Annotated in this window: 13 protein-coding genes; 6 read left to right on the top strand and 7 right to left on the bottom strand. The window is 68.3% G+C overall.

Features of this window, described 5'->3' with window-relative positions:
* Positions 1 to 66: 66 nt before the first annotated feature.
* On the bottom strand, positions 67 to 3,093 hold the full coding sequence (locus ACAG25_RS13835) for a UPF0182 family protein (protein ID WP_370489035.1): 3,027 nt from the start codon (positions 3,091 to 3,093) through the stop codon (positions 67 to 69).
* A gap of 118 nt (positions 3,094 to 3,211) precedes the next feature.
* On the bottom strand, positions 3,212 to 4,234 hold the full coding sequence (locus ACAG25_RS13830; RefSeq protein WP_370489034.1) for a PDZ domain-containing protein: 1,023 nt from the start codon (positions 4,232 to 4,234) through the stop codon (positions 3,212 to 3,214).
* A gap of 89 nt (positions 4,235 to 4,323) precedes the next feature.
* Between ACAG25_RS13830 and ACAG25_RS13825 the strand changes: the two genes are divergently transcribed.
* From ACAG25_RS13825 to ACAG25_RS13815, 3 genes are read left to right on the top strand one after another with little or no spacing between them, the layout of a single operon-like run.
* Positions 4,324 to 5,697, top strand: coding sequence for a zinc-dependent metalloprotease (locus ACAG25_RS13825; protein WP_370489033.1), 1,374 nt, complete (start codon positions 4,324 to 4,326; stop codon positions 5,695 to 5,697).
* A 57-nt stretch (positions 5,698 to 5,754) separates the two neighbouring features.
* Positions 5,755 to 6,585, top strand: a complete 831-nt coding sequence (locus ACAG25_RS13820; protein ID WP_370489032.1) for a cyclodehydratase — start codon at positions 5,755 to 5,757, stop codon at positions 6,583 to 6,585.
* Between the two features lie 42 nt (positions 6,586 to 6,627).
* On the top strand, positions 6,628 to 7,965 hold the full coding sequence (locus ACAG25_RS13815) for an ABC1 kinase family protein (protein ID WP_370489031.1): 1,338 nt from the start codon (positions 6,628 to 6,630) through the stop codon (positions 7,963 to 7,965).
* Positions 7,966 to 7,984: 19 nt separating this feature from the next.
* On the opposite strand, the gene ACAG25_RS13810 is transcribed toward ACAG25_RS13815, so the two are convergent.
* On the bottom strand, positions 7,985 to 8,272 hold the full coding sequence (locus ACAG25_RS13810; protein WP_370489030.1) for a WhiB family transcriptional regulator: 288 nt from the start codon (positions 8,270 to 8,272) through the stop codon (positions 7,985 to 7,987).
* Positions 8,273 to 8,405: 133 nt separating this feature from the next.
* Between ACAG25_RS13810 and ACAG25_RS13805 the strand changes: the two genes are divergently transcribed.
* A complete protein-coding gene (locus ACAG25_RS13805; RefSeq protein WP_370489029.1) occupies positions 8,406 to 8,624 on the top strand; it encodes a hypothetical protein in 219 nt (72 codons plus the stop codon).
* A 54-nt stretch (positions 8,625 to 8,678) separates the two neighbouring features.
* Here the strand turns inward: ACAG25_RS13805 and ACAG25_RS13800 are convergent, their stop codons facing one another.
* Positions 8,679 to 10,799 (bottom strand): ATP-dependent DNA helicase UvrD2, encoded by a 2,121-nt coding sequence (locus ACAG25_RS13800; RefSeq protein WP_370489028.1) that lies wholly within the window; start codon positions 10,797 to 10,799, stop codon positions 8,679 to 8,681.
* 82 nt (positions 10,800 to 10,881) lie between these two features.
* On the opposite strand from ACAG25_RS13800, the gene ACAG25_RS13795 reads away from it, so the two are divergent.
* On the top strand, positions 10,882 to 11,133 hold the full coding sequence (locus tag ACAG25_RS13795; protein ID WP_370489027.1) for a mycoredoxin: 252 nt from the start codon (positions 10,882 to 10,884) through the stop codon (positions 11,131 to 11,133).
* On the opposite strand, the gene ACAG25_RS13790 is transcribed toward ACAG25_RS13795, so the two are convergent.
* The 3 genes from ACAG25_RS13790 to ACAG25_RS13780 are packed head-to-tail and all read right to left on the bottom strand — an operon-like array spanning position 11,130 to position 13,418.
* Complete coding sequence (locus ACAG25_RS13790; RefSeq protein WP_370489026.1) at positions 11,130 to 11,339, bottom strand: hypothetical protein; 210 nt, start codon at positions 11,337 to 11,339, stop codon at positions 11,130 to 11,132. The genes ACAG25_RS13795 and ACAG25_RS13790 overlap by 4 nt on opposite strands.
* Positions 11,340 to 11,380: 41 nt before the next feature.
* Positions 11,381 to 12,310 (bottom strand): NAD(+) diphosphatase, encoded by a 930-nt coding sequence (nudC, locus tag ACAG25_RS13785; RefSeq protein ID WP_370489025.1) that lies wholly within the window; start codon positions 12,308 to 12,310, stop codon positions 11,381 to 11,383.
* Between the two features lie 28 nt (positions 12,311 to 12,338).
* Positions 12,339 to 13,418, bottom strand: a complete 1,080-nt coding sequence (locus tag ACAG25_RS13780; RefSeq protein WP_370489024.1) for a TrkA family potassium uptake protein — start codon at positions 13,416 to 13,418, stop codon at positions 12,339 to 12,341.
* 46 nt (positions 13,419 to 13,464) lie between these two features.
* Here ACAG25_RS13780 and ACAG25_RS13775 point away from each other — a divergent pair, with 46 nt between their 5' ends.
* Positions 13,465 to 13,863, top strand: a complete 399-nt coding sequence (locus tag ACAG25_RS13775) for a hypothetical protein (RefSeq protein ID WP_370489023.1) — start codon at positions 13,465 to 13,467, stop codon at positions 13,861 to 13,863.
* The last annotated feature ends 1 nt before the right edge of the window (position 13,864 follow it).

Raw genomic sequence — 13,864 nt, 5'->3', positions numbered from 1 at the left:
CGACGATGACATGCGCCAATGGCATCAAGTCGCGGGACCAGCAATCAGTTCCCGCGTGCGTTCCGGCTACTCGGCGGACTGGTAGCTGTTCATCGCATCGTCGAGACGCTGCAACGCCTCGCCGAACTCGGCGAAGTCACCGCTGGTCTGCGCTTCCCGCAATGCGTCGAGCGCAGTGTTGACCTCTTGCAGCGCAGCGGCTTTGGCGCCCGACAGCTGGGTCGGACCCGACGGGACCGCGGCCGCAGGCGGCTCGGGCCGCTGCTGCTGCGGCGCCTGACCGGGGCGGGCCGGCGGTGCGGCAGCCGGTGCCTGCTGATTGGCCGCCGGCGGTTGCTGCTGGGCCGCCTGACCGTTGGCCGGAGGTCCGGTGGGCGCGGGACCGGTGGCCGTGGCGTCCGCGCCGGGGCCGAACAGGTCGGTCAGTGCGTCCCGCACCGTCGGGCCGTACCCGATCTGGTCGTTGTACATCATCGCCACGCGGATCAGACGCGGATACGTCGAGGCCGCGTCGGTGTTGCCGGGCGAGGCGTAGATCGGTGCGACGTACAGCAACCCGCCGTCACCCAGCGGCAACGTCAGGAGGTTGCCCCACCGGATCCGGTTCTGTCCGTCCCGGCCGATCTGGCCCAACTCGGTGGAAATCGCGGTGTCGGTGCTGATCGCGTTGAACGCCAGTTTCGGGCCGTTGACCTGACCCGGGACGGTCAGCACCGTGAGCTTTCCGTACGTCTCGGGATCGGAGCTCGCACTGATGTAGGCGGCCAGGAAGTCGCGCCGGAACCGGTTCATCGCGCTGGTCAGCTGGAACGACGCCTCACGATTGTCGGCCGCCAGGTCCTTGGCGACGATGTAGTACGGCGGCTGGAAGCTGCTGGCCGTCGGGTTCGGATCCAGCGGCACGTCCCAGAAGTCCGACGTCGAGAAGAACGTGATCGGGTCGTCGACGTGGTACTTGGCCAGCAGCGCGCGCTGCACCTTGAACAGGTCCTCGGGATAGCGCAGATGCTCCTGCAGCTCCTCGCTGATGTCGGACTTCGGCTTGACGGTGTCCGGGAACACCTTCATCCAGGCCTGCAGCACCGGGTCCTCTTCGTCCTGGGCGTAGAGGGTCACGGTGCCGTCATAGGCGTCGACGGTGGCCTTGATCGAGTTGCGGATGTAGGACACCTGCTTGTCGAGCTGCAGCCGGTTCAGCGCCACTTCCTGGCTGTCGACGGTGGCCGAGGACAACGTGGTCAGCTCGGAGTACGGGTAGTTGTCCAACGTGGTGTAGCCGTCGACGATCCACACGATGCGCTCGTCGACGATCGCCGGGTAGACCGCGCTGTCGGTGGTCAGCCACGGCGCGACCGCCTCCACCCGGTCGGCTGGGTCACGGTTGAACAGGATCTTGCTGTTCTCCCCGATGACGTTGGAGAACAAGAAGTTCCGCTCGGCGTACTTGGCCGCGAACACACTGCGGGTCAGCCAGTTGCCGATCGGCACACCGCCCTTGCCGGTGTAGGTGTAGTTGCGGGTCTCGACGTTGTTCTCGTAGTCGTACTCGCGCGGCGGCCCGTTCTCGCCGACGATCGCGTAGTCGGCCGGGGTGTTGGCGATGACCGGGCCGTAGTAGATGCGCGGCTGGGCCAGCGGCGCCGGCCCGGGCGAGATCACCTCGCCGTTCGCCCCCACCACGCTGGCCAGGAACTCCGGGTAGCCGCCGTTCTGGTTGGGGTCGTTGGCCACGCCGCGCACGGTGTTGGCCGGCGAGGCGATGAAGCCGTTGCCGTGGGTGTAGACCGAGTGCCGGTTGATCCAGTCACGCTGGTTGTCGATCAGCCGGTCCGGGTTGAGTTCGCGTGCGGCGACCACGTAGTCGCGCAGGTTGCCGTTCTCGTCGCGATACCGGTCCATGTTGAGCTGGTCCGGGAAGTAGTAGAAGTTCTTGCCCTGCTGGAACTGCGTGAACGCCGGGCTGACGATGTTCGGGTCGAGCACCCGGATGTTGGAGGTGGTGGCCCGGTCGGCCGCCACCTGCGCGGCGGTGGCCGCGGCGTTGCCCGGATAGTCGCGGTAGGTGACCACGTCGTCTTCGAGGCCGTACGCGTGCCTGGTCGCGGCGATACTTCGGCTGATGTATTCGCTTTCCTTCTGCGCCGCGTTGGGCCGGACGCTGATCTGCTCGACGACCAGCGGCCAGCCGGCACCGATGACCAGCGACGACAGCAGCAGCAGCACCACGCCGATGGCCGGGATACGCAGGTCGCGCAGCACCAGCGCGGAGAACACCGCCGCCGCGCAGATGACCGCGATCGCGACCATGATCAACTTGGCGGGCAGCACCGCATTGATGTCGGTGTAGCCGGCGCCGGTGAACGGCTTGCCGGCTCGGGTGTTGCTGAGCAACTCGTAGCGGTCCAGCCAGTAGGCCACGGCCTTGAGCAGGATGAACAGTCCCACCAGCGAGATCAGTTGGATACGCGCGGCCCGGCTGAGAGCGCCCGTGCGGCCCGACAGCCGGATGCCGCCGAACAGGTAGTGGCCCACGAGGTTCGCCACGAACGCGAGGAAGGTGGCGACGAACAGGTAGGTCAGCACCAGCCGCCAGAACGGCAGGTCGAACGCATAGAAACCGAGGTCGATGCCGAACTGCGGGTCCTGGATACCGAAGCTGCCGCCGTGCAGGAACAGCTGCACGCGGTCCCAGTAGCTCTGGGCGACCAGGCCAGCCAGCAGGCCGATGAACACCGGCACCCCGATGCCGATCAGTCGCAGGCGCGTCATCACCGCGGTGCGGTAGCGCGCCACCGGATCGTTGGGCCCGGCCGTGGGCACGAACACCGGCCGGGTGCGGTAGGCCAGCGCCAGGGCCGCGAACACGACGGCCCCGATGAACAACGCCACCACCACGAAGATGATCAGACGGGTGACGAGCTGGGTGGTGAACACCGAGCGGTACCCCAGCTCACCGAACCAGAGCCAGTTGACATAGGTGTCGACCAGCCGCGGGCCGAGCAACAACAGCAGCACGGCAACGACCGCTACGGCGATCAACACCCGGCTTCGTCCCGTCAGATTCGGCATTCTCGCCGCGGGCCGCATACCCACTCGGTTACTCCAGTCTCGCTTGAACCTTCACTGCCAGCACGATCGAACAGACCGCCACGCACGCATCCACCGCAGGCTGTTTGCGCATCACTCTACGCATCGGCGTGGACATCGCGGGTCAGCAGCGGGGCGGATCTCCCCCGGCAGTCAGCACCCGCAACGAGTCGACGGCCTGCTCCAGGGTGTCGACGGTGAGCAGATCCAGACCCTCCACACCGGCGGTCTTGGCTTCGGCGCAGTTCTCGGCGGGCACGAGGAACACCGTCGCGCCGGCCTCCTCGGCGGCGACGATCTTGTGGCTGATCCCGCCGATCGAACCGACCTTGCCGTCTCCGGTGATCGTGCCGCTGCCGGCGACGAACTTGCCGCCGTTGAGTTCTCCCGTCGTGAGCTTGTCGACCACGGCCAGGCTGAACATCATCCCGGCCGACGGGCCGCCGATGTTGGCCAGGTTGAAGTCGATGGAGAACGGCGCCCACGGCGCGTCGAGCACCCCGACGCCCAGGAAACCCTGCGGCCGTTCCGGGTGCTCGCCGAGGGTGATCTCGACGCTGCCGGCCGGGGCGTTCTTGCGGCGGTAGTCCACCACGATGGTGTCCCCCGGCTTGGTGTCGGCGAGCAGCGCCTGGAATTCCTCGAGGTTGGCCACCGGCTTGTTGTCGACGCCGTCGATCGCGTCGCCGGCCTGCAGCTTGTCGTGCGACGGACCCTCCTCGTCGACGTTGTCGACCGTGACGGCCATCGGGTACTTCAGGTAGTGCAGCGCCGCGTACTCGGCGCTGTCCTCGGACTTGCGGAAGTCACGGGTGTTGGCCTCGTTGATCTCCTCGCGCGTCTTGTCCGGCGGGTAGACCATCTCGCGCGGGATCAGTTGGTCGCGACCCGACGCCCAGAACAGCAGCGCCTGGCCCAGCGTCAAGCCGTCGCGCTGGGACACCGTCGTCATGTTCAGGTGACCACCGGTGGGATGCAGGTCCGCACCCTCGATGTCGACGACGGGTTTGCCGTCGACCTCACCGAGGGTGTCGAACGTCGGCCCCGGTCCCAACGCCACGTAGGGAACCGTCACGACGGTCACCAGCACACCAAAGATCATGATCGGCACCAGCGCGACGAGCAGGGTCGATATCCGCCTGTTCACGCCGCCCACAGTAAAGGGCACGGGGCGGTTCACTCTCAGCGTGACCCGCAGCAGCGCGCGGCCGCCTCTCGGTGAGTACCGTTGAGGACATGGCTGACCTGCCCTTCGGGTTCTCCGCCGGGGACGACCCCGACCGTGACAAGCGCAAGAACGATCCCGGCTCGGGGGCCGGGGGCGACCCCTTCGGCGCGTTCGGCGGCGGCGCCGAGTTCGACATGTCGCAGCTGGGTCAGATCTTCAGCAAGTTGGGCGAGATGTTCAGCGGCGCCGGATCCGCGATGGCCGGCGGTCAGAGCGCCGGGCCGGTGAACTACGACCTCGCGCGCCAACTCGCGGCCAACTCCATCGGATTCGTCGCACCCATCCCGGAGCAGACGTCGTCGGCGATCGCCGATGCGGTCCGGTTGGCCGAGACGTGGCTCGACGGCGCGACCGCGCTGCCGGCGGGCAGCACCCGCACTGCGGCCTGGACACCGAGCGACTGGATCGACAACACGCTCGAGACGTGGAAACGGCTGTGCGACCCTGTCGCCGAACAGATCTCCTCGGTGTGGTCGGCTGCGTTGCCGGCCGAAGCCCAGGCGATGGCCGGCCCGCTGCTGGCGATGATGTCGCAGATGGGCGGGATGGCGTTCGGTTCACAACTCGGTCAGGCGCTGGGGAAGTTGTCGCGGGAAGTGTTGACCTCCACCGACATCGGGCTGCCGTTGGGTCCGCCCGGGGTCGCGGCGCTGATGCCCGAGGCCGTCGAGTCGCTGGCCGAGGGTCTGGAACAGCCGCGCAGCGAGATCGTCACCTTCCTGGCCGCGCGGGAGGCGGCCCATCATCGACTGTTCAGCCACGTGCCGTGGCTGTCGGCCCAGCTGCTCAACGCCGTGGAGGCGTTCGCCAAGGGCACCAAGATCGACATGAGCGGCATCGAGGAGTTCACCCAGAGCTTCGACCCGTCCGCGCTGACCGACCCGTCGCAGATGGAGCAGCTGCTCAACCAGGGCATCTTCGAACCGAAGGCCACCCCGGAGCAGACGGCGGCGTTGGAGCGTCTGGAGACGATGCTCGCGCTGATCGAGGGATGGGTGCAGACGGTGGTGTCCGATGCGCTCGGCGACCGCATCCCGGGCACGTCGGCGCTGAGCGAGACGCTGCGCCGGCGCCGCGCCACCGGCGGTCCGGCCGAGCAGACCTTCGCAACATTGGTCGGTCTGGAACTGCGGCCCCGCAAGATGCGCGAGGCCGCGCAGTTGTGGACCCGCCTGACCGAGGCGGTCGGCGCCGACGCGCGTGACGCGGTGTGGCAGCACCCCGACCTGCTGCCCAGCGCCGCGGACCTCGACGAGCCGGCGGCGTTCATCGACCGGATGATCGGCGGGGACACCAGCGACATCGACAGCGCGATCGAACAGGCCCTCAACGAGGCTGCCGGCGGCGACTCCGACGAGGACGGACCCGACAACCCCCGGTAGCCGCGGGGGCTGTGGATAACTTCGTCGGCGGTCGTCGGCGCGTGCCAGTGTCGTCTCATGACGCGGTTTGCACTCGATCCGGCGCGGCCGGTGTTGACCCGGCCGGACGGCTGCGTCCAGGTCGGCTGGGATCCGCGTCGCGCGGTCGTGTTGCGGCCGCCCGAGGATCTGCCGCCGCCGGTGCTCGCCGAACTGCTGCGCGCGCTGCAGCACGCCGCGACAGTCTCAGACCTGCAGGCCAGGGCAGCCGAACACGGCGTCGCCGCCGACACCGTCTCCGGTCTGGTCGACCATCTGCTGTCGGCCGGGGTGGCGGCGCCGGCGGCCTCGACCCGGACGCACTCCACCGCGATCCGGGTGCACGGGGACGGTCCGCTGTCCGAGCTGCTCGTCACGTCGCTGCGCTGCAACAACATTCGCGTCAGCCGCAGCAACCGGCCGCACGCGTCGTCCACCTTGATCGATCTGGCGGTGCTGACCGACTATCTGGTCGCCGATCCGCGCGTGGTGCGCGATCTGCAGGACGCCGGGATCCCGCACCTGCCGGTGCGCGTGCGCGACGGCGTCGGGTTGATCGGCCCGCTGGTGATTCCGCGGGTGACCAGTTGCCTGAGGTGTGCCGACATGCACCGCAGCGACCGCGACGCGGCGTGGCCGGCGGTGGCGGCGCAACTGTGCCGGACCGTCGGCACCGCCGACCGCGCCACCGTGCTGGCCACGGTGGGGCTTGCGCTGGTGGAGATCGACCGGGTGATGCGGGCACTGGACTACGACGGCAGCGGACCGGTCCCGGTCCCGTCCACGCTGGACACCACGTTGGAGTTCGACGTGGCCACCGGGACGGTGACCGCGCGGGAGTGGGTCCGGCACCCCCAGTGCTCGTGTTGACATCGCGTGTTGCCAACTCAATGGTCGAACTCGTCGCCCGTCATGGATGATGGACGGGTGAGCGACATCAAGCGAGGGCGCGCTGCGCGCAACGCAAAGCTGGCTTCACTGCCGGTCGGTATGGCCGGACGTGCTGCGCTGGGCCTGGGCAAACGCCTGACCGGCAAGTCCAAGGACGAGGTCAACGCCGAGTTGATGGACAAGGCCGCCCAGCAGCTGTTCACCGTGCTCGGTGAGCTCAAGGGCGGCGCGATGAAGGTCGGGCAGGCCCTGTCGGTCATGGAAGCCGCCATCCCCGAGCAGTACGGCAAGCCCTACCGCGAGGCGCTGACCAAGTTGCAGCGCGAGGCGCCGCCACTGCCCACACCCAAGGTGCACCGGGTGCTCGACCAGCAGCTGGGAACGAAGTGGCGGGAACGGTTCCAGTCATTCGAGGACACCGCGGTCGCCTCGGCCAGCATCGGTCAGGTGCACAAGGCGGTGTGGGGCGACGGCCGCACCGTCGCGGTCAAGATCCAGTACCCCGGCGCCGACGAGGCGTTGCGCGCGGACCTGAAGACCATGCAGCGCATGGTCGGGATCCTCAAGCAACTCTCCCCCGGCGCCGACGTCCAGGGCGTGGTGGACGAGCTGATCGAGCGCACCGAGATGGAGCTGGACTACCGGTTGGAGGCCGACAACCAGCGTGCCTTCGCCAAGGCCTATGAGGGGCACCCGAAGTTCGTGGTGCCGCGCGTGGTGGCCAGCGCTCCCAAGGTCGTCATCCAGGAGTGGATCGAGGGCATCCCGCTCTCGCAGATCATCCGCGAGGGCACCCAGGAACAGCGGGACCTGATGGCCACCCGGATGTTCGAGTTCTGCAACGACGCGCCGACGCGCCTGGAGATGGTGCACGGCGACGCGCACCCCGGCAACTTCATGCTGCTGCCCGACGACAAGATGGGCATCATCGATTTCGGCGCGGTCGCACCGATGCCCGGCGGCTGGCCGATCGAGCTGGGTCAGATGTTGCGGTACGCCGTCGACAAGAACTACGACAAGTTGCTGCCGACCATGGAGAAAGCCGGCTTCATCCAGAAGGGCGAGCAGGTCTCCACCCGCGAGATCGACGACATGCTCAAGCAGTACGTCGACCCGCTCGAGGTGCCGGTGTTCCACTACAACCGGAAGTGGTTGCAGCGCTTGACCACCCTGGAATTGGACAAGGCCGCCGGCCAGATCAAGGCTGCGCGCCAGATGGACATCCCGCCCAAGCTCGCGATCCCGATGCGCGTGATCGCGTCGATCGTCGCGATCTCGTGTCAGCTCGATGCCCACGTGCCCACCCGAAGCATCGCCGAGGAGTCGGTGCCTGGGTTCGCCGACCCCGACGCCGTTTAGCGTCGGGGCCGGTCGAGAACTAGGCGGCCACAGTGGCTTCGGTGTTCTTGCGGGGACGTCCGCGCGGCCGTTTGCGGGCGATGACCGTGCCGCGTTCGAGGATCTCGCCGCCCCACACGCCCCAGGGTTCCTGACGCTGCAGTGCGGCGTCGAGGCATTCGCGGCGCAGTGGGCAGTCAGCGCACAGCGCCTTGGCCCGTTCGAGGTCGCGTGGATCGTCGGCGAACCACAGGTCGGGATCCTCGACGTGACACGGCAATTCGGCCTTTCTCGCTTCGCATGTCGTCTCGCATGTCACAGCAGACATGTCCGGTCCTCTGCTTTCTCCGTCGTCGATGGTTTGCGTGAGTGGGTGGTGACGGATGGGCCGAGAAACAAAACGGCCACGGATCCGTCTGATTGCGGGTCCGTGGCCTCGAGGCGTTGATCGGGTCTACCTAATGAGAACCCCTCACGGACGCGGCAATCGCGCGGGCGGCGCGACGCTTGCGCGGCGCGGCGGCAGCGGCGGTGGCAATGGCGGGGTGGGCCCCGGCGACGATTCCAGCGACAACGGGGGCACCACGCATGGCCGAAGCGGCTACGCCGATGACGGCGTGATTGCTTTCCATGATCGCGGCACCCTCCTTTCGCACGTGTTCTTCGAGGCTAAACGGTAGCAGTTGGACCGCACAACCCATTTTCGACCAGCCGTTTTGGCATGATCTTGACGATCATTGGCGGTTCTTGACCAACTCGAGGACGTCGGCGCCGTACTGCTCGAGCTTGCGTGCGCCGATGCCGGGGATCGCCACCAGCGCCGCGTCGTCGGTGGGCAGGAGTTCGGCGATGGCGATCAACGTGTTGTCGGTGAACACCAAATACGCCGGGACACTCATCTCATTGGACGTACGCAACCGCCACTCTTTGAGGTCGGCGAGCAGTTGTTCGTCGATGTCGGACGGGCAGGTTTCGCAGCGCCGCAACACGATCGAGGTCGACGAGGACAACGGCGTGTTGCAGATCCGGCACCGCGGCGCCGGCCCGCGCGCCCTGCGGGGCCGGCTGGGTGTCTCGTCGCGCTGGGATTGCGGTGCGATGCCGTTGAGGAACCGCGACGGCCGGCGGCCCTGACGACCGCCGGGATTGCGGGCCAACGCCCAGCTGAGCGTGAGATGTACACGGGCACGGGTGATTCCGACGTAGAGCAGACGGCGCTCCTCTTCGACGGGTTCGCTGTCGGGTCCGTGGCTCAGCGCGTGCGAGATGGGCAGTGTGCCGTCGGCCAGCCCGACCAGGAACACCGCGTCCCACTCCAGGCCCTTCGCCGCGTGCAGCGACGCCAGTGTCACACCCTGCACCACCGGTGGGTGACGGGAGTCGGCGCGCTGCCGCAGCTCGGCAAGCAGGGTGCGCAGGTCGAGATGCGGGCGCGCGGCGACCTCGTCGTCGACCAGTTCGGCCAGGGCGACCAGCGCCTCCCAGCGGTCCCGGGCCCGTGTGCCCTGCGGAGGTTCGGCGGTCAGTCCGAGCGGTTCGAGCGTGTCGCGCACCAGTTGTGGCAGGTCCGCACCCGCCGGTTGTTCGTCGTCGGCCACCCGTTCGGCGGTGCGCTGCAACGCCAACAGGGCCTGACGCACTTCCTGCCGCGTGAAGAACCCTTCCCCGCCCCGGACCTGGAACGGGATACCCGCCTCGGTCAGCGCCTCCTCGTACACCTCCGACTGCGCGTTGATCCGGTAGAGCACCGCGATCTCGGCGGCCGCGGTGCCGGATTCGATGAGCTTCTTGACTTCGGCTGCGACGGCGGCGGCCTCGGCCACCTCGTCGGGGTACTCCTTGAACTGCGGGTTCGGGCCCGGCGGACGCTGCCCCACCAGGTGCAGCCGGCTGCCCGCCATCCGGCCGCGCGCGGCCGCGATCACCCGGTTGGCCAATGACACCACCTGCGGCGTGGAGCGGTAGTCACGTTCGAGGCGCACGACCGCGGCGTCCGGGAAGCGTCTCGAGAAGTCGAGCAGGTAGCGCGGCGAGGCCCCGGTGAACGAATAGATGGTCTGGTTCGCGTCGCCGACCACGGTCAGATCGTCACGGTCGCCCAGCCAGGCGTCGAGCACGCGCTGCTGCAGCGGGGTGACGTCCTGGTACTCGTCGACGACGAAGCAGCGGTACCGGTCGCGGAACTCCTGCGCGACGGCCGGATCGTTCTCGATGGCCGCGGCGGTGTGCAGCAGCAGGTCGTCGAAATCCAGGAGCATGAGGTCACCGCCGCGGGACTTCAGCGACTCGTAGCCCGCGTAGGCCTTGGCGATCTTCTCGGCGTCGAACGGGATGTCGCGGCTGACCTCGGCCACTGCGGCCGGATAGGTCTCCGGGCTGATCAGGGAGGCCTTGGCCCACTCGATCTCCCCGGCCAGGTCACGGACGTTCTCGGTGCCGGTGGGCAGTCCGCTGCGGTTGGCGGCCTGCGCGACGATCGCGAACTTCGAGTCCAGCAGCTGCCAGTCGGTGCTGCCGACCACCCGCGGCCAGAAGTAGGACAGCTGCCGTCGGGCCGCGGCGTGGAACGTCTGTGCCTGCACCGCGGCCGTCGAGGGGCCGCTGTCGTCGGTGGTCAGGCTGCGCAGCCGGGCGCGCATCTCCCCCGCCGCGCGCGACGTGAACGTCACCGCCAGCACTTGGCCCGGTGCCACGTGGCCCGCGGTCACCAGGTGCGCGATGCGCCGGGTGATGGTGCGCGTCTTACCGGTGCCGGCGCCGGCCAGGACGCACACCGGTCCCCGAGGCGCGAGCACCGCCTCGCGTTGTTCGTCGTCGAGGTCACCGAGCAGCTTGTCGTGCACTGTCGGGGCCATGGCGACCATCATGGCAGCGCGCCCTGACAAGCGCGGACCTCGGGACGGGCATGTTCGGCGGGTCGACTACGTTGAGGTGCTTATGAGCACTGACGAAGCCACTGTGACGATGTACACCACGACGTGGTGCGGCTACTGCTCGCGCCTGAAGATGGCGTTGAAGTCCGAAGGCATCTCGTGGACCGAGGTCGACATCGAGGCCGACCCCGAGGCGGCCGAATTCGTCGGCTCGGTCAACGGCGGCAACCACGTGGTGCCCACCCTGAAGTTCCCCGACGGTTCCACGCTGACCAACCCGACGATCAAGCAGGTCAAGGCCAAGCTGGCCGGTTAACCGTCGTCGCCGCGGCGGATCCGGGTGACCCCGGCGACCACCGACAGCACGCCAAGGATCGCGAACAGGGTCGCCATCACCAGGTAGACGAAGCCCCCGTGGTTGACGAATCCGACCACCCGGAACACGGCGAGCACAGCCATCAGAGCGCCACCGACCAGCAGCCATCGGGCCTGTCGGACGGTGGCGGGGATCAGGGTTTCCACGTGCGGATCCGTTCTGTTTCGCTGACTTGTGTCAGTTCAGCCTAGTCCTGCGCGGCCCAGGACTCGATGATCTCGCGGGCGATGGAAATCGAGCCGGGCAGCAACAGCCGGGAGTCGTCGGCCGACGAGCCCCAGTCACCGCGGTCGAGCGCCTCCCGGATCTCGGCCCGGGTGAACCAACCCGCCTCGGCGATCTCGCCGTCGCTGAACGTGAACTCCTGCTCCGGGTCCCCGATGGCGTGGAAGCCGACCATCAGGGAGCGCGGAAACGGCCACGGTTGGCTGCCGAGGTATTCGACGTCGGTGACCGTCAGGCCGATCTCCTCGGCGATCTCACGGACCACGCACGACTCGAACGACTCCCCCGCCTCGACGAAACCCGCGAGGATCGAGAACAGCCGCGGCGGCCACAGCGTCTGACGGGCCAGCACCGCGCGGTCGTGACCGTCGTGCACCAGGCAGATGACCGCCGGGTCGATACGCGGGAACTCCTCCCGCCCGGTCAGCGGGTCGACGCGCGACCAGCCGGCCTTGACCGGTTTGGTCGGCGCCCCGTCGACCGGCGAAAACCGGGCACTGTCATGCCAATTGAGCAACGCGGTGGCCGTGGCGACCAGCTGGGCGCTGACGTCGTCGAACACGTCGCCGGTGCGGCGCAGGTCCAGAACCTCGACCGGGCCGTCCAGGTCTGCGGGTGGTTCGAGCTCGGCCCGCACCGCCCACACGTGGCGGCCGTCCTGGAGCCGCCCGAGGAACACCGCGTGCTCGGGCGGGGCGTCGGCGATGTCGGTCGCGCGGTTGAGCACCGCCCGGCCGGCGGAGATCAGCACCTGGTTGCGGCGATCCACGCGCAGCAGCAGTGCGTCGGCCCACCCCGCGATCGCCGCGTCGATGTCGGTGCGCAACGTGTCCGCACGGTCGGCGCCGACCCGCGACAGCAGCGGGACGTGGCGCAGCCGGAAGGGACTCACCGGTGCGATCTCCTCTTCGCGCAAGCGCTCATCGGTCGGCGTCCGCGGAGCGGATGTACAGCAACCGGTCCCCGAGTTCGAGCGCGTCGACCTCGGGGTCGTCGACCCGGATCAACCTCTGGTCGCGCACCACGCCCAGCACGATGTCGCTCTGGTGACGCGGCGAGCCCCCTGCCTCCTTCGGGGTGACCTCGCGCTCGGAGATCGCGAAACCACGGTCGGGAGTCAGGAGGTCTTCCATCATCTCCACGACGCTGGGGGTCTGCACGGCGATGCCCAGCAGCCGTCCCGCGGTTTCGGAGGTCACCACGGTCGAATCCGCACCGGACTGTTTGAGCAGGTGTTCGTTGTCTGTTTCGCGGACGGCGGCGATGATCTTGGCCTTCGGCGCGAGCTCGCGCGCGGTGAGCGTGACCAGCACCGCGGTGTCGTCGCGGTTGGCCGCGACGATGATGGTGCGGGCGTGCTGCGCGCCCGCCAGCCGCAGCACCTCGGAATCGGTTGCGGTGCCGCGCACCGTCACCAACCCGGCGCTCTTGGCGCGTTCCAGCGCGGCGGCGTCCTCGTCGACGACGACGATGTCGGCCGGCGCGATCTCGTCGCCGACCATCGCCGCCGCGGCGGTTCGGCCCTTGGTGCCGTAACCGACGATGATGATGTGGTTGCGCAACCTGCTCCTCCAACGCTGGATCTGGTAGGCCTGACGCGACTGCGTGGTGAGGGTCTCGACGGTGGTACCGATCAGCACGATCAGGAAGGCGACCCGTAGCGGGGTGATCACCAGGACGTTGATCAGCCGCGCCTCGGGAGTGATCGGGGTGATGTCGCCGTAGCCCGTGGTGGACAGTGACACCGTGGCGTAATACAGGCAGTCCAGCAGCGACAGTTCGTTGTCCTGGGCGTCGCGGTAGCCGTCGCGGTCCAGGTAGACGATCAGCACCGCCAGGAACAGTGCGCCCAGCGCGTAGATGACCCGGACCGTGATCCGCCGCGCGGGACTGACCAGCGTGGTCGGGATCTGCACCCGGTCGGTGAGGGCGTGCACCGGCAGATCCGCCAGGGTCTGATCGAACCGGCGGAGACGACGGCGCAGACTGCCGCTAGGCAACGGGGTCCGTCACGGGGTAAGGCTGCCGCACCAGCACAATGTAATCATGACCTCTTCTTCGACGGCTTCGCAGCAGGCCGCGACACGCGCGTATCGCACGGCGGCATCGCTGCTGGGCATCGGGGCCCTGCACTTCGTGGCGCCGAAGCCGTTCGACAGCATCGTCCCGGCCGAGCTGCCGGGCAGCCCCCGCACCTACACCTACGCCTCCGGAGTCGCCGAGATCGGCATCGGCGCGCTGCTGCTGGCGCCCCGGACCCGACGTCTGGGCGCACTGGCGGCGGTGGCGCTCTACGTGTCGGTGTTCCCGGCCAACGTCAACATGGTCCGGCTGTGGTTCGCCGACCCGACGAAGTCGCTGCCGATGCGACTGATCGCGATCGCACGGCTGCCGATGCAGATCCCGATGATCACCCAGGCGCTGAAGATCTACCGCCAGTCCTGAT

The sequence above is a fragment of the Mycobacterium sp. pV006 genome, assembly GCF_041287115.1.
Classification (GTDB): Bacteria; Actinomycetota; Actinomycetes; order Mycobacteriales; family Mycobacteriaceae; genus Mycobacterium.
The sequence above is the reverse complement of the archived record's forward strand: the minus strand, read 5'-3'. Positions and strand labels throughout refer to the sequence as shown.

Bases quoted from the DNA above. Each gene is read 5' to 3' on its own strand.
- ACAG25_RS13825 (WP_370489033.1), top strand. From the start codon at position 4,324: ATGGCTGACCTGCCCTTCGGGTTCTCCGCCGGGGACGACCCCGACCGT.
- ACAG25_RS13820 (WP_370489032.1), top strand. From the start codon at position 5,755: ATGACGCGGTTTGCACTCGATCCGGCGCGGCCGGTGTTGACCCGGCCG.
- ACAG25_RS13815 (WP_370489031.1), top strand. From the start codon at position 6,628: ATGGATGATGGACGGGTGAGCGACATCAAGCGAGGGCGCGCTGCGCGC.
- ACAG25_RS13810 (WP_370489030.1), bottom strand. From the start codon at position 8,272: ATGTCTGCTGTGACATGCGAGACGACATGCGAAGCGAGAAAGGCCGAA.
- ACAG25_RS13805 (WP_370489029.1), top strand. From the start codon at position 8,406: ATGAGAACCCCTCACGGACGCGGCAATCGCGCGGGCGGCGCGACGCTT.
- ACAG25_RS13800 (WP_370489028.1), bottom strand. From the start codon at position 10,799: ATGGCCCCGACAGTGCACGACAAGCTGCTCGGTGACCTCGACGACGAA.
- ACAG25_RS13795 (WP_370489027.1), top strand. From the start codon at position 10,882: ATGAGCACTGACGAAGCCACTGTGACGATGTACACCACGACGTGGTGC.
- ACAG25_RS13775 (WP_370489023.1), top strand. From the start codon at position 13,465: ATGACCTCTTCTTCGACGGCTTCGCAGCAGGCCGCGACACGCGCGTAT.